The organism is Rhodococcus sp. 2G (assembly GCF_001886355.1).
Taxonomy (GTDB): domain Bacteria; phylum Actinomycetota; class Actinomycetes; order Mycobacteriales; family Mycobacteriaceae; genus Rhodococcus; species Rhodococcus pyridinivorans.
The window spans coordinates 2,728,938-2,742,470 of record NZ_CP018063.1; the positions used below are offsets into that span (position 1 = coordinate 2,728,938).

The window sequence follows — 13,533 nt, forward strand, 5'->3', positions numbered from 1 at the left end:
AGCGCCTACGTGAGTCTTCGACTCAGCGTGTTCAGCGTCGTCGGTTGGTCTTCGCATCGCGCCGGGCCGCGGCACGACGCTCCTTGCGGGTGCCCGCCTGCCTGGGCGCGGAGCGCGCGTCGGAACCGGCGGTCGTACGCGCGACGTGGGCGCGGCCGTCCTCGTCGGGACCGGTGTAGGTCAGACGCCGCTCGGTCTCGTCGAGACCCTTGGCCCGCAGCGCGGCCGGTGCGGGCTCCGCCTGCGCCGCCGGAGCCGGCTGTGCCTGTTGTGCCGCCGGGGCCGGCTGTGCCTGTTGTGCCGGCTGTGCCTGTTGTGCCGTCGGGGCCGGCTGTGCGGATCGCGCGGGAGCAGCCTTGGCGAGGCTCGGGGACGCCTGCGCGGCGGCCGCCGCAGAGGCCGGCGTGACCGCCACACCCGCGGACTGCTGCTGTTGCGCGGCCTCGACCTGGAGGTTGAACAGGAATCCGACCGATTCCTCCTTCAGGCCCTCGAGCATCGCGGTGAACATGTCGAAGCCCTCGCGCTGGTACTCGACGAGCGGATCACGCTGCGCCATCGCGCGCAGGCCGATGCCCTCCTTGAGGTAGTCCATCTCGTAGAGGTGCTCGCGCCACTTGCGGTCGAGAACCGACAACAGCACGCGACGCTCGAGTTCGCGCATCGCGTTCTCACCGGCAATGGCCTCGAGTTCGGTCTCGCGACGTGCGTAGGCGGCGCGGGCGTCCTCGAGAAGGACCTCGAGCAGACCGTTGCGGTCGAGGTCCTCGTTCTCGGCGACGAGCGTCTTGTGGTCGACACCCACCGGGTAGAGGGTCTTGAGCGCCGTCCACAGCTGCTCGAGATCCCAGTCCTCGACGTAGCCCTCGGCGGTCGCACCGTCGACGTAGGCGGTGATCACGTCGGTGAGCATGTGCTGCACCTGACCCTCGAGGTCCTCGCCGCGCAGGATCCGGCGACGCTCCTCGTAGATGACGGTGCGCTGCTGGTTCATCACCTCGTCGTACTTGAGGACGTTCTTGCGGATCTCGAAGTTCTGCTGCTCGACCTGCGTCTGCGCGCTCTTGATGGCCTTGGAGACCATCTTCGCCTCGATCGGCACGTCGTCGGGCAGGTTCAGTCGCGTCATGATCGACTCGAGCGCGGCGCCGTTGAAGCGTCGCATCAACTCGTCGCCGAGCGAGAGGTAGAACCGCGACTCGCCCGGGTCGCCCTGACGACCGGAACGGCCACGGAGCTGGTTGTCGATACGACGCGACTCGTGCCGTTCGGTGCCGAGCACGTACAGGCCACCGGCCGCTCGCACCTTCTCGGCGTCGGCCTTCGACTCGGCCTTGATCCGCTCGAGGGTCTCGTCCCAGGCCGCCTCGTACTCGTCCGGCGTGTTGACCGGGTCGAGGCCGCGCTTGCGCAGCTCGATGTCGGCGAGGATGTCGGGGTTGCCGCCGAGCACGACGTCGGTACCGCGACCGGCCATGTTCGTCGCGACCGTCACCGCGCCGGACCGGCCGGCCTGCGCGATGATCTGCGCTTCCTGCTCGTGGAACTTCGCGTTGAGCACGCTGTGCGGCACCCCGCGCTTGGTGAACTGTCGCGACAGGTATTCCGACCGCTCGACGCTCGTCGTACCGATGAGGACCGGCTGGCCCTTCTCGTGACGCTCGACGACGTCGTCGACGACGGCCGCGAACTTCGCTTCCTCGGTCTTGTAGATCAGATCGCCCTGGTCGACGCGCACCATCGGGCGGTTGGTCGGGATCGGGATGACACCCAGGCTGTAGATCTGGTGGAGCTCGGCGGCCTCGGTCTCGGCCGTACCGGTCATGCCCGACAGCTTGTCGTACAGGCGGAAGTAGTTCTGCAGCGTGATCGTGGCGAGCGTCTGGTTCTCGGCCTTGATCTCGACGCCTTCCTTGGCCTCGATCGCCTGGTGCATGCCCTCGTTGTAGCGGCGGCCCGACAGGACGCGGCCGGTGAACTCGTCGACGATGACGACCTCGCCGTTGCGGACGATGTAGTCCTTGTCCTTGGCGTAGAGCTCCTTGGCCTTGATGGCGTTGTTGAGGTAGCTCACCAGCGGCGAGTTGGCCGCCTCGTACAGGTTGTCGATGCCGAGCTGGTCCTCGACGAACTCGACGCCGGCCTCGTGCACACCGACGGTCCGCTTGCGGATGTCGATCTCGTAGTGCACCTCGGGCTTGAGCAGCTTGGCGATGCGCGCGAACTCGGAGTACCACTTGCTCGACGCGTCGGCGGGACCCGAGATGATCAGCGGGGTCCGGGCCTCGTCGATGAGGATCGAATCGACCTCGTCGACGATCGCGAAGTTGTGGCCACGCTGGACGAGGTCGTCGAGCGAGTGCGTCATGTTGTCGCGCAGGTAGTCGAAACCGAACTCGTTGTTGGTGCCGTAGGTGATGTCCGCGGAGTAGGCCGCGCGGCGCTGGGCCGGGGTCATGCCGGACAGGATCACGTCGGTCTCGAGTCCGAGGGAACGGTGCACGCGGCCCATCCACTCGGCGTCGCGCTTGGCGAGGTAGTCGTTCACGGTGACGACGTGGACGCCGTCGCCGGAGATTGCGTTGAGGTAGGCCGGCAGCACGCAGGTGAGGGTCTTGCCCTCACCGGTCTTCATCTCGGAGATGTTGCCGAAGTGCAGCGCCGCGCCACCCATGATCTGGACGAGATAGTGCTTCTGGCCGAGCACACGGTAGGACGCCTCCCGGGCGGTCGCGAAGGCTTCCGGAAGCAGATCGTCGAGCGTCTCGCCGTCCTGGTAGCGGCTCCGGAACTCGTCCGTCTTGGCCCGGAGCTCGGCGTCGGTCAGGGCCTCGAAGTCCGGGGAGAGGGAATCAACATGCTCGGCGATGTGCTTGAGCCGCTTGACCATGCGACCTTCACCGATCCGGAGCAGCTTCGTCAGCGACAGCACTGGTGTGTTCGTCCTCAATCTCGGGTACCTGCACGGACAAGAAATCCGGCCGAGGCCTTGTCGGACCCCGGCCGGATTCCATGGTAGGCGCTGCGCGGGAGTGACCGCGATGGCGAGGTGCCTTCGGTCACTCCCTGCAGTGTCACACGAGCCTGATCAGACCGTAGTCGAAGGCGTGTCGCCGGTAGACCACGGACGGCTTGTCCGTCTCCTTGTCGTGGAACAGGTAGAAGTCGTGACCGACGAGTTCCATCTCGTAGAGGGCGTCGTCGACGGTCATCGGCGCAGCGTTGTGTTCCTTCGTCCGGACGATGCGACCGGGACCGTCCTGAGGCTCCTTCTCGCTGTCGCCGAGCGACAGGTCGGGCGAGATCGCGAGCTCGTCATCCTGGGCGAGGGCCGCGGTGGCTTCCGCCACGGACACGGGCGTCTTCTCACCGTAGGAGACCTTGCGGCGCTCCTTCGTCCGTCGCAGGCGCGATTCGAGCTTGCTGATCACAGACTCGAAGGCAGCGTAGAAGCTGTCGGCACTGGCCTCGGCGCGTACGACAGGTCCCTTTCCGCGGGCAGTGATCTCGACCCGCTGACAACTCTTCCTCTGACGCCTGTTGCGTTCGTGTTGCAACTCGACGTCGAAGATGAAGATCGTCGGATCGAAACGTTCGAGCCGAGCGAGTTTCTCGGAGACGTAGATCCGGAAGTGATCGGGGACCTCGACGTTGCGTCCTTTCACGACAACGTCGGCACGTGGGCCTTCCGTGGCTGCATCGGCCTCTGCAACGGAACCTCTGGACTTCGAAGGGGTCGTCACGCGTACCTCCCGAGTTACGGCCGGCGCAGCCCGCGCGCCGGCATGATGTATGAGCGCGAGAGCGCGCTCACCCGGAATCGGAAGAACAGGCGTTTCCACCCGTCTACCTTGTTGTTTCCGGGTCTGATGGCGACGGTAGTACGTAACGCGGAGGTGTGCCACCGTTCCCGCGCGATTTCCCATCGCGTCGCCTTCCGGTCACTCGGTGAGGTACTTTCCGGGCCCGTCCGCGGGCTCACGCGTGGGCGATCACGAGCACTCCGAGAGGGTCGAATCCGGCGCGTCGGAGTGCCCGCACCGACTCGCGCGCGGTGGTTCCGGTGGTGAGCACGTCGTCGACGACGAGGACCGGGATCGTGCGCGGCAGACCGTCGGCGCGCACCCCGACACGGCCGGCGAGGTTGCGCTGCCTGTCGGCTGCCGAGAGCCCCACCGAATCACGCACCCCGGCCGCCACACTCAGGATCGGATGCACGTGGAGGCGACGGTCGTGGGTCGCGGCGGCCCGGGCGGCACGCGTGACGGGATCGCCTCCGCGTGCCCGCGCCGCACGCGTCCGGGTGGGGGCGGGCGTCACGATCAAGGGACCCTCGGGCAGCTCGCTCCATCGGCGCAGCCGCGCGATCGCGACGGCCCACGCGAGCCCGAGCGGCTCGGCGAGATCCCGGCGGGCACGCTCCTTCGCGACGATCACCGCGCGGCGCCTGGGGCCGGTGTACGGGCCCAGGCTCCACACCGGGGTCCCGGGGTCGACGCGCGGCGCGACGGCCACGGGGTGATCGGAGAGCTCGCGTGCGCACGCCCGGCACCAGCTCGCTCCGGGAGCGGCGCACCCACCGCACCGGGCGGGCAGGACGAGATCGAGAAAGGCGGTGAGCACACCGGGAGTGTGCCCGAAGTCACCGACGCCTGGGCGTCACCGTCGGCACGCTCTAGCCGGGAAGGACCGGGATCGCCGCCATCCCGGCCAGTCCGGGTACCTCCCGCCAGTACCGGTCGCCGGCGGGGTCGCGGTTGTTGAGCTGGAAGACCGTCCGGGAATCCGCGACGAACTCGCTCGCCGTGGACGCCTCGACCGCCACCACCGGGGGCGTGAGATTGCGGCTCGGCAGTGCGTCGATGCGTGAGCCGTCCACCGCGACCTGCACGACGGGCACGTCGGCCGACGCTCGGGAGACGACGATCGTGTCGGCCGTGCTCCAGTCCAAGGCGAGCGCGGGACCGCCGAGGCCGAAGCCGATCTCGCGCGGGTTGGCGAGCGAGTATTCGCCGGTCGTGGTCGGTACGACCGTCGCGACGAAGACCCGTCCGTCGATGATCAGGGCGGCGCGGACACCGTCGCGCGACAGGCGCAGCTCGGTGATGGGGCCCCCGAGGGCACGGATCGCACCCGCTTCGACGCCGACCACGGTGACCCGCCCCGTGCCGGGCTCGCGCACCGCACGCACTACCGCCGTGCCGTTGACGACGGCCCACACCGAGTTGTTGTTCGGTGACCAGGACGGCCGGGTGATCGACTCGCCGTCGACCGCGGGTTCGGCAGCGCCTTCGCTGTAGGCACCGACCATCAGCTGCACGGCCGGCTCCGGTGCCGGTTTCCCGGTGTTCTCGACGGCGGCGACGAGTTCCCCGTCCAGCGACAAGGCGACGGACTGCAGATCGTCGGACATGCCGAAGAAGCTGCGGACCGGTGTCACGCCGGTCTCGGCGACGCTCACCAGCGTCCCGTCGAGCAGCGCGTGCAGGCCCACCGTCACGCTCGATGCGGCAAGGGGGTTCATCGATGCCACGTCGGCGGTGGTCCACCCGTTCGGGAACCGTTCGTCGAGGGGCTGGCCGTCGGCGAGGAGCTGGTACGGGCCGCTGATGTCTGCGTTGGCGAGGGTCCAGATCACCTGCGCGGCGAGCAGTTCGCGATCCTGCCGGCCCATCGAGCCGACCCCCTGGAAGTCGATGCGGATACCGCCGAGTCCGACGCCGACGTCGGTCGTGCGGCCGTCCGCCTTCGTCACCGAGCCGATGACGGTGACGTCCTCGAGGAGATTCTTGACCGCAGGCGCGAGGACCTCTTTCGGCCCTTCGACGAGCAACCCGATCAACTGCGACGCCGTCTGTTCGGGGGTACCCGTGATCCAGCGCGGGTCGGGGACGACGGCGGTGCCGGTCGGGTCGAGGAAGTACAGCGAGCGGCGCTGATAGGTGTTGAGGAAGCGCGGGCGGTCCATGATGACGCCGGCCGGCAACCGGTCGATGCGCCACTCCCCGTCCGTGCGGACCAGGGAGAACCGCGCCTCGAACTCCCCGTCGGCGGGACGGTAGATGCCGCCCTCCTCGAGGTAGCCGACGGTGCTGGCCCGCACCACGTAGGTGGCGCTGTCGCCGTCGCGTTCCTCGACGAGGACGTCGACCTTGTCGACGATCGTCGCGCTCGCCGCGTCGTCCCAGGACTCGGACATCGTGGGGGTGAGGAACTGCCGGGCCGCGCGGTGGCGGTTGGTCGGATCCGTGCTCGCCTGCAGGAAGTCGCGCAGGAGCAGGTCGGGTTCGCGACCGGGCACGGGAGCGGCGACCTCGGTGGTCGCGGGGCCGCGTTCAAGGGTTCCGATGGCCTGCGGTGACGACGAATCCGGCAGCGTGGCGCATCCCGACAGCACGAGTCCGGCCACGGTCAGGAGTACGACGAGCACGCCCGCTGCACGCGGAGTCGAGCGGCTCATGTATTGGCTCCTTCGGACGATGTGCTCGCAGGGTCGGTCGGGATCTCGCCCGTCGAAGGCCGCTCCGGGGTGTTGTCACCCGGCGGGGGCTTGCCCTGCACGGCCTTCGCGGCGCTGGGCACGAGAGGCAGGGGGCTGCGACCCACCTTACGTCCGCGTTCGCGCGGGAGGGTGAGCCGGAAGCTGGCACCTCGTCCCGGTTCGCCCCACGCTTCGAGCTTGCCGTTGTGCAGGTTGGCGTCCTCGACACTGATCGCGAGACCGAGGCCGGTGCCGCCGGAGCGCCGGACCCGCGATGGATCGGAGCGCCAGAACCGGTTGAAGACGAGTTTCTCCTCCCCCGGTCGCAGGCCCACGCCCTGATCGCGCACGACGAAGGCCGCGGCCGCGTCGTCGGCGCGCAACCGCAGCAGGATGGGTTTGCCCTCGCCGTGATCGATCGCGTTGGCGAGCAGGTTGCGCAGGATGCGTTCGACGCGGCGCGGATCGACGTCGGCCTCGACGGACTCGTCCGGAAGGTCGACGATGAGCTCGGTGGCGGTCTCGCGGGCGAGGTGCCGCACGGTCGAGACGGCGGCACGCGCGCACATCCGCAGATCGAGTCGTTCGGAGGCGAGTTCGGCGACACCCGCGTCGTGCCGGCTGATCTCGAGCAGATCGTTGAGGAGGCTCTCGAAGCGGTCGAGTTCGGCGACGAGCAGTTCGGAGGACCGCTTGAGGACGGGGTCGAGCTCGTCGCTGCCGTCGTGGATGAGGTCGGCGGCCATACGGACGGTCGTGAGCGGGGTGCGCAGTTCGTGGCTCACATCGGAGGTGAACCGTTTCTGCAGGTTGCCGTACTCCTCGAGCTGGGTGATCTGCCGCGACAGGCTCTCGGCCATCTCGTTGAACGACATCGCCAGGCGCGCCATGTCGTCCTCACCGCGGACCGGCATGCGTTCCTTGAGCCGTCCGTCGGCGAAGCGCACGGCGATCCGGGAGGCCGACCGGATGGGCAGCACGACCTGCCGCGCGACGATCATCGAGATCGCGGCCAGCAGCACGAGCAGGACCACGGCACCGACGAGCAGGGTGCCGCGGACGAGGGCGAGGGTGCGTTCCTCACCGCCGAGCGGGAAGACGAGATACAGCTCGAGTGTCGAGATGTCGGAGTCGGTGGGGCTGCCCATGATCAGGGCCGGCCCGGTGTAGCCGTCGGGATCGGCGACCGTCGCGAACTGGTACGCGATCTGCCCGTTCTGGACGAAGGCACGCAGGTTCTGCGGGATCTGGTCGGCGGGCCCGCTCGAGGTGGGGGCCCGCGGACCGTCGCCGGGAACGATCAGGACGGGGTCGAAGGTTCCGGCGACGCCGGTGTCCTGTCCCCCGTCGCTGCCACGGCTGGTGAGGATCGCCGCGGCACCGTCGAGGCGGACCGCGAGCGAGCCGGAGTCGTCGGCGCCCGCGAGTTGTCCCTCGACGAGTGCGCGCGAGCGATCCATCTCCTCGGTCGCCGCGTCGATCTTCACTTCGAGCAGTCGGTCGGTGATCTGGCTCGTGAGTACCACTCCGAGCACGAACATGACGATCAGCGACAGCGTGAGGGTCGAGGTCACGACCCGGAGCTGCAGGGATCGTCGCCAGGTGTGCGCGAGTCGGCTGCTCATCGACCGCGACCACCTCACCAGCGGCAGCGTCCTACGCGTGATACGCCGCCGAAGCCGGTAGGTTCGAATCACGGCGGTCCGGCCTTGTAGCCGACCCCCCGCACCGTGAGCACCGCCTCGGGATTCTCGGGATCCTTCTCGACCTTCGCGCGCAGACGCTGGACGTGGACGTTCACGAGCCGGGTGTCGGCGGCGTGCCGGTAGCCCCAGACCTGCTCGAGCAGGACCTCACGGGTGAACACCTGGCGCGGCTTGCGTGCGAGCGCCACGAGCAGGTCGAACTCGAGGGGCGTGAGCGAGATCGCCTCGTCGCCGCGGGTGACCTTGTGGGCGGGGACGTCGATGGTGATGTCCCCGATGGTCAGGACCTCCGCCGGTTCCTGCTCGGTGCGACGCAGCCGGGCCCGCACGCGTGCGACGAGCTCCTTCGGCTTGAACGGCTTGACGATGTAGTCGTCGGCGCCCGATTCGAGGCCGAGCACGACGTCGACGGTGTCGGACTTGGCGGTGAGCATCACGATCGGCACACCGGAATCCGCGCGGAGCACACGGCACACGTCGATGCCGTTCATGCCGGGGAGCATGAGATCGAGCAGGACGAGGTCGGGCCGGATCTCGCGCACGGCACCCAGCGCCTGAGTGCCGTCCCCCACCACGAACGGTTCGAATCCCTCGCCGCGCAGCACGATCGTGAGCATCTCGGCCAGCGCGGTGTCGTCGTCGACTACCAGAATCCTCGGCTTCATAGCCTCTATCGTGTCACCCCTCGAGCGTCGTGAAGCAGATTTGAGATGTCAACGGCGAGTTGTCGCGGGGAGGTCTGCGGGCCTGCGACCTCCCACGGAGACATCCACTGCTGCTGCGCGAGCCCGTCGTAGACCGCGCCGGTGCGCTCCTGCAGACCGGCATCGCGCTCGTAGGCGTCGCGATCGCGGTCGACCTCGGTCGCGGCGCGGTTACGGGCACGCTCGGCGGCGAGGGCGACCGGAACGCGGAGCAGCACCTGCAGATCGGGCACCGGAAGCCCGAACCGTTCGAACTCGAGACGGCGGATCCACTCCACCGCCGGGCCGGTCGCATCCTGGTTCCGGCGCGCCGCGGTGTACGCGGCGTTGGACGCGACGTACCGGTCGAGCAGCACGATATCGTTGTCGGCGAGCAGCTTCCGCAGCTCGTCGGCAGCATCGCGACGGTCGAGCGCCCACAGCAACGCCATCGCCTCGACGCTCGAGGCGGTGTCGCCGTGCTGCCCGCGCAACGCCTCCGCGCCCAGATCGGCGTGGATCGACTGCCCGTACCGCGGGAAGGCCAGCGTCGCGACCTTCCGTCCGGCCTCGCGCCAGGTCTCGACGAGACCGGCGGACAAGGTCCGCTTGCCGGCCCCATCGAGACCCTCGACGACGATCAGATCACCCATGTGCCCTGTGATTTCCGATCACTCATGCGCTCTGCGTTCCCGTCGAGTTGCCGGGATCAGTAGCGGTAGTGCTCGGGCTTGTACGGGCCCTCGACGTCGACGCCGATGTACTCGGCCTGTTCCTTGGTCAGCTTCGTGATCTGTCCGCCGAGTGCCTCGACGTGGATCTTCGCGACCTTTTCGTCGAGGTGCTTGGGCAGGCGGTAGACCTCGTTGTCGTACTGGTCGGGCTTGGTCCACAGTTCGATCTGGGCGATCACCTGGTTGGCGAACGAGTTGCTCATCACGAAGGAGGGGTGGCCCGTGGCGTTGCCCAGGTTGAGCAGGCGGCCCTCCGACAGGACGATGATCGAATGGCCGTCGGCGAAGGTGAACTCGTCGACCTGCGGCTTGATGTTGATCCGCGTGACGTCGGCGGCCCGCTCGAGGCCGGCCATGTCGATCTCGTTGTCGAAGTGGCCGATGTTGCCGAGGATGGCCTGGTGTTTCATCGCCTTCATGTGCTCGAAGGTGATGATGTCCTTGTTGCCCGTGGCGGTGATGACGATGTCGGCCTGGCCGATGAAGTCCTCGACCGTCACGACGTCGTAGCCGTCCATCATGGCCTGCAGGGCGTTGATCGGGTCGACCTCGGTGACCGAGACGCGTGCGCCCTGGCCGCGCAGGGCCTCGGCGCAGCCCTTGCCGACGTCGCCGTAACCGCACACGAGCGCGGCCTTGCCGCCGATGAGGACGTCGGTGCCGCGGTTGATGCCGTCGAGCAGCGAGTGCCGGGTGCCGTACTTGTTGTCGAACTTGCTCTTGGTGACCGAGTCGTTGACGTTGATCGCGGGGAACGCGAGCTCGCCGGCCGCGGAGAGCTGGTACAGGCGCAGGACGCCCGTGGTGGTCTCCTCCGTGACGCCCTTGACGGACTCGGCGACGGTGGTCCACTTCTTCGAGTCGGCCGCGAGCGAGCGGCGCAGCAGCTCGAGGAAGACCTTGTACTCTGCGGAGTCCTGCTCTTCGTCGCTCGGCGGGACGACGCCGGCCTTCTCGAACTGGGCGCCCTTGAGCACGAGCATCGTGGCGTCGCCGCCGTCGTCGAGGATCATGTTGGCGGGTTCGCCGGGCCAGGTGAGCATCTGCTCGGCCGCCCACCAGTACTCTTCGAGGGTCTCGCCTTTCCAGGCGAACACCGGGACGCCCTTGGGCTCCTCGGGGGTGCCGTGCGGGCCGACGACGACGGCCGCGGCGGCGTGGTCCTGGGTGGAGAAGATGTTGCATGACGCCCAGCGCACCTGCGCGCCGAGGGAGACGAGCGTTTCGATGAGCACAGCGGTCTGGACCGTCATGTGCAGCGAGCCGGAGATCCGTGCGCCCTTCAGCGGCTGCACCTCCGCGTACTCGCGACGCAGCGCCATCAGGCCCGGCATCTCGTGTTCGGCGAGCCGGATCTCCTTGCGCCCGAACTCGGCGAGGGACAGATCGGCGACCTTGAAATCGAGACCGTTGACCCGGTCGGCTACGAGCGTGGTGTCAGACACGTGCAGATGCCTCTTCCTGTCGGCAGACGATGTTGGTTCCAGGCTATACAACCTGCGCGAGAAGAGGCCCGGCAGATCGTCCCCCGACGGGATCCGTCCGCTGCACCTTCCGGTACGACGCCCGGACGTCAACCGCGTATGGCGGCCCGTTCGACGAACGGCACGAGCAGATCGGCGAGGTCGGCGGCGACATCACGCCCCGAGGCCGGGGGCATCGAGACGAAGCTCAGCGCGACCCGCACGACAGCGCGCGCGAGGATCCCCGCGTCGGATTCGGACGCCGCGATCCAGCTGTGGTGGAAGGTCTCCGTGAGGCGACCCGCGCCCCGCTCGAGGATGGGGGCGGCGTCGGTGGTGATCAACCGCAGCAGGTCGGGTTTGGCCTCCCCGCTCAGCAGCGACTGCACCAGGGGGTCGGCGGCGGACGCCTCGAAGAAGAAGGTGAATCCGTCCACGAGCGCGGCCCGCGCGTCGCCGACGTGGGCGTACACCGAATCGGCCACCGCATCGACGAACTCGTCGACCAGACGCAGCGCATATCCCTGGGCGAGCCCCTGCCGGGAGGAGAACTCCTTGTACAGGGTCTGCCGGCTGATGCCGGCGGCTCGGGCGACGTCGCTCATGGTGACGGCCGACCAGTCGCGTTCGTGTAGCAGCTCGCGCATGGCGTCGAGGATCGTCGAGCGCAGCAGCACCCGACTTGCCTCGTGGAAGGGAACCCGCGCGTTCGGCATGGTGGGAACGCTCTCACGCATGGATGTGCTCGTCAAAGCAAGACGGGTAGTGATCCCCCGTGCAGCGGTTCACCGGCGGACGATCTCGACCATCTCGAAGTCGGCCTTGGCGGCGCCGCAGTCCGGGCACGACCAGTCGTCGGGGATGTCCTCCCACCGGGTGCCGGGTCCGATGCCCTCGTCGGGCCACCCTTCGGCCTCGTCGTATTCGAATCCGCAGACGAGGCAACGGAACAGACGGTAGTCGGTACTCACTGGGCGTACTCCTCGAAATCGGTCTTCTCCCGGACTCCGCAGTCGGGACACGGCCAGTCGTCGGGTACGTCGGACCACGGGGTGCCGGCCGGAAAGCCCTCACGGGGAACGCCGGCGGTCTCGTCGTACACGAACTCGCAGACGGGACAGCGGTAGGACGCCACGATCACTCCCCTTCCGCAGTAGTGGGATCCGATGCTCCGTAGCGGGCCAGGATCTTCTCGCGTCGACGCGGTTCGATGTTGACGCGGGTGATGTCGCCGTCGTAGTGGTCGAGCACGCGGTGGTCCATGACCTTGCGCCACAGCGGCGGGATGTAGGCGAGGGTGATCATCGTCGCGTAACCCGCGGGCAGTTGCGGTGAGATCTCCATGCTGCGCAGGGTCTGGTAGCGCCGCGTGGGGTTGGCGTGATGGTCGCTGTGCCGCTGCAGGTGGTACAGGAAGATGTTCGTCACCAGGTGGTCACTGTTCCAGCTGTGCGCGGGCGAGCAGCGCTCGTAGCGCCCCTTCGCGGTCTTCTGCCGCAGCAGACCGTAGTGCTCGAGATAGTTCACGGCCTCGAGCAACGAGAACCCGAAAACCGCCTGGATCACGAGATACGGCGCGATCGACAGACCGAAGACACCGAGGAGCACCGCGTACAGCGCGACGGAGATCGCCCACGCGTTGAGGACGTCGTTGTGCACGCTCCACACCGGCTTGTCGAGCCGTTCGAGGCGGGCCCGTTCGAGGCGCCACGCCGACCGCAGGCTGCCGACGACGCTGCGGGGCAGGAATCGCCAGAAGCTCTCCCCGAACCGGGCAGAGGCCGGATCCTCCGGGGTGGCGACCCGCACGTGGTGGCCGCGATTGTGCTCGATGTAGAAGTGCCCGTAGAACGACGGGGCGAGCGCCCACTTCGACAGTCGCCGTTCGAATTCGACCTTCTTGTGGCCGAGTTCGTGTGCCGTGTTGATACCGATGCCCGCGACCACGCCGACCGAGATCGCGAGTCCGATCTTCGACATCACGCCGAGCCCGCCGTCGATGCCGAGCCAGGACAGGTCGCCGGCCGACCAGAGGTAGCAGGCGAAGACCAGCGACGCGAACTGGAAGGGCAAGTAGAGGTAGGTGCAGTAGCGGTAGAAGCGGTCGTTCTCGAGTTGCTCGAACAACTCGTCGGGTGGGTTCTCGCCGTCGGGGCCGACGAACAGGTCGAGCAGCGGGACGAGTACGTAGACCAGCAGGGGGCCTATCCACCACAGGACCGGGGTGACGCTCTGCAGACCGAGTTCGTTACCGCCCCACACCAGGGCGGCGGCGACGAACAGCGCCGTCGGGGGCACCAGCCCCAGAAGCCACAGATGGCGTTTCCGGTCGCGCCACTGAAGGTCGGGTCGATCCACCGAATCCGCGGATGCCGTACTCATGTCGGGTCTCCTTCATCACCGTTGATGGCGCCGGGCACGCCACCGCACGGTGACGCACACCACTCATATCTTGACTCTAGGCCA

At 68.0% G+C, this 13,533-nt stretch carries 12 protein-coding genes; all 12 read right to left on the reverse strand.

Annotated elements, in window-relative coordinates:
• Positions 1–31: 31 nt before the first annotated feature.
• The 12 genes from secA to BO226_RS12930 all read right to left on the reverse strand — a co-directional run bounded on the left by secA (position 32) and on the right by BO226_RS12930 (position 13,449).
• Positions 32–2,890 carry a preprotein translocase subunit SecA gene (gene secA, locus BO226_RS12875; RefSeq protein ID WP_232238124.1) on the reverse strand — a complete coding sequence of 953 codons (2,859 nt, stop codon included), beginning with the start codon at positions 2,888–2,890 and terminating at the stop codon, positions 32–34.
• A gap of 184 nt (positions 2,891–3,074) precedes the next feature.
• A complete protein-coding gene (gene hpf / locus BO226_RS12880; RefSeq protein ID WP_024101500.1) occupies positions 3,075–3,743 on the reverse strand; it encodes a ribosome hibernation-promoting factor, HPF/YfiA family in 669 nt (222 codons plus the stop codon).
• A 235-nt stretch (positions 3,744–3,978) separates the two neighbouring features.
• Positions 3,979–4,623: a ComF family protein gene (locus tag BO226_RS12885; protein WP_039584801.1), complete on the reverse strand. Its 645-nt coding sequence runs from the start codon at positions 4,621–4,623 to the stop codon at positions 3,979–3,981.
• Positions 4,624–4,675: 52 nt separating this feature from the next.
• Positions 4,676–6,460, reverse strand: coding sequence for an MtrAB system accessory lipoprotein LpqB (gene lpqB / locus BO226_RS12890; RefSeq protein WP_071935407.1), 1,785 nt, complete (start codon positions 6,458–6,460; stop codon positions 4,676–4,678).
• Complete coding sequence (gene mtrB, locus BO226_RS12895) at positions 6,457–8,106, reverse strand: MtrAB system histidine kinase MtrB (protein WP_071935408.1); 1,650 nt, start codon at positions 8,104–8,106, stop codon at positions 6,457–6,459. Before mtrB ends, lpqB begins: the two co-directional genes overlap by 4 nt.
• Positions 8,107–8,174: 68 nt before the next feature.
• The gene (mtrA, locus tag BO226_RS12900) at positions 8,175–8,852 is read right to left on the reverse strand and encodes an MtrAB system response regulator MtrA (protein WP_006550216.1); all 678 of its coding nucleotides are present in this window, start codon (positions 8,850–8,852) and stop codon (positions 8,175–8,177) included.
• A 5-nt stretch (positions 8,853–8,857) separates the two neighbouring features.
• The gene (locus tag BO226_RS12905) at positions 8,858–9,523 is read right to left on the reverse strand and encodes a dTMP kinase (RefSeq protein ID WP_039584803.1); all 666 of its coding nucleotides are present in this window, start codon (positions 9,521–9,523) and stop codon (positions 8,858–8,860) included.
• 56 nt (positions 9,524–9,579) lie between these two features.
• A complete protein-coding gene (ahcY, locus tag BO226_RS12910; RefSeq protein WP_006550214.1) occupies positions 9,580–11,049 on the reverse strand; it encodes an adenosylhomocysteinase in 1,470 nt (489 codons plus the stop codon).
• A 128-nt stretch (positions 11,050–11,177) separates the two neighbouring features.
• The gene (locus tag BO226_RS12915) at positions 11,178–11,783 is read right to left on the reverse strand and encodes a TetR/AcrR family transcriptional regulator (protein WP_039584805.1); all 606 of its coding nucleotides are present in this window, start codon (positions 11,781–11,783) and stop codon (positions 11,178–11,180) included.
• Between the two features lie 69 nt (positions 11,784–11,852).
• Entirely contained in the window at positions 11,853–12,038 is a 186-nt protein-coding gene (locus BO226_RS12920) for a rubredoxin (protein WP_019288502.1), read from the reverse strand.
• Positions 12,035–12,202 (reverse strand): rubredoxin, encoded by a 168-nt coding sequence (locus tag BO226_RS12925; RefSeq protein WP_071936438.1) that lies wholly within the window; start codon positions 12,200–12,202, stop codon positions 12,035–12,037. The genes BO226_RS12920 and BO226_RS12925 overlap by 4 nt, the downstream gene beginning before the upstream one ends.
• A 2-nt stretch (positions 12,203–12,204) precedes the next feature.
• Positions 12,205–13,449, reverse strand: a complete 1,245-nt coding sequence (locus BO226_RS12930; protein WP_071935410.1) for an alkane 1-monooxygenase — start codon at positions 13,447–13,449, stop codon at positions 12,205–12,207.
• Positions 13,450–13,533: the final 84 nt, after the last annotated feature.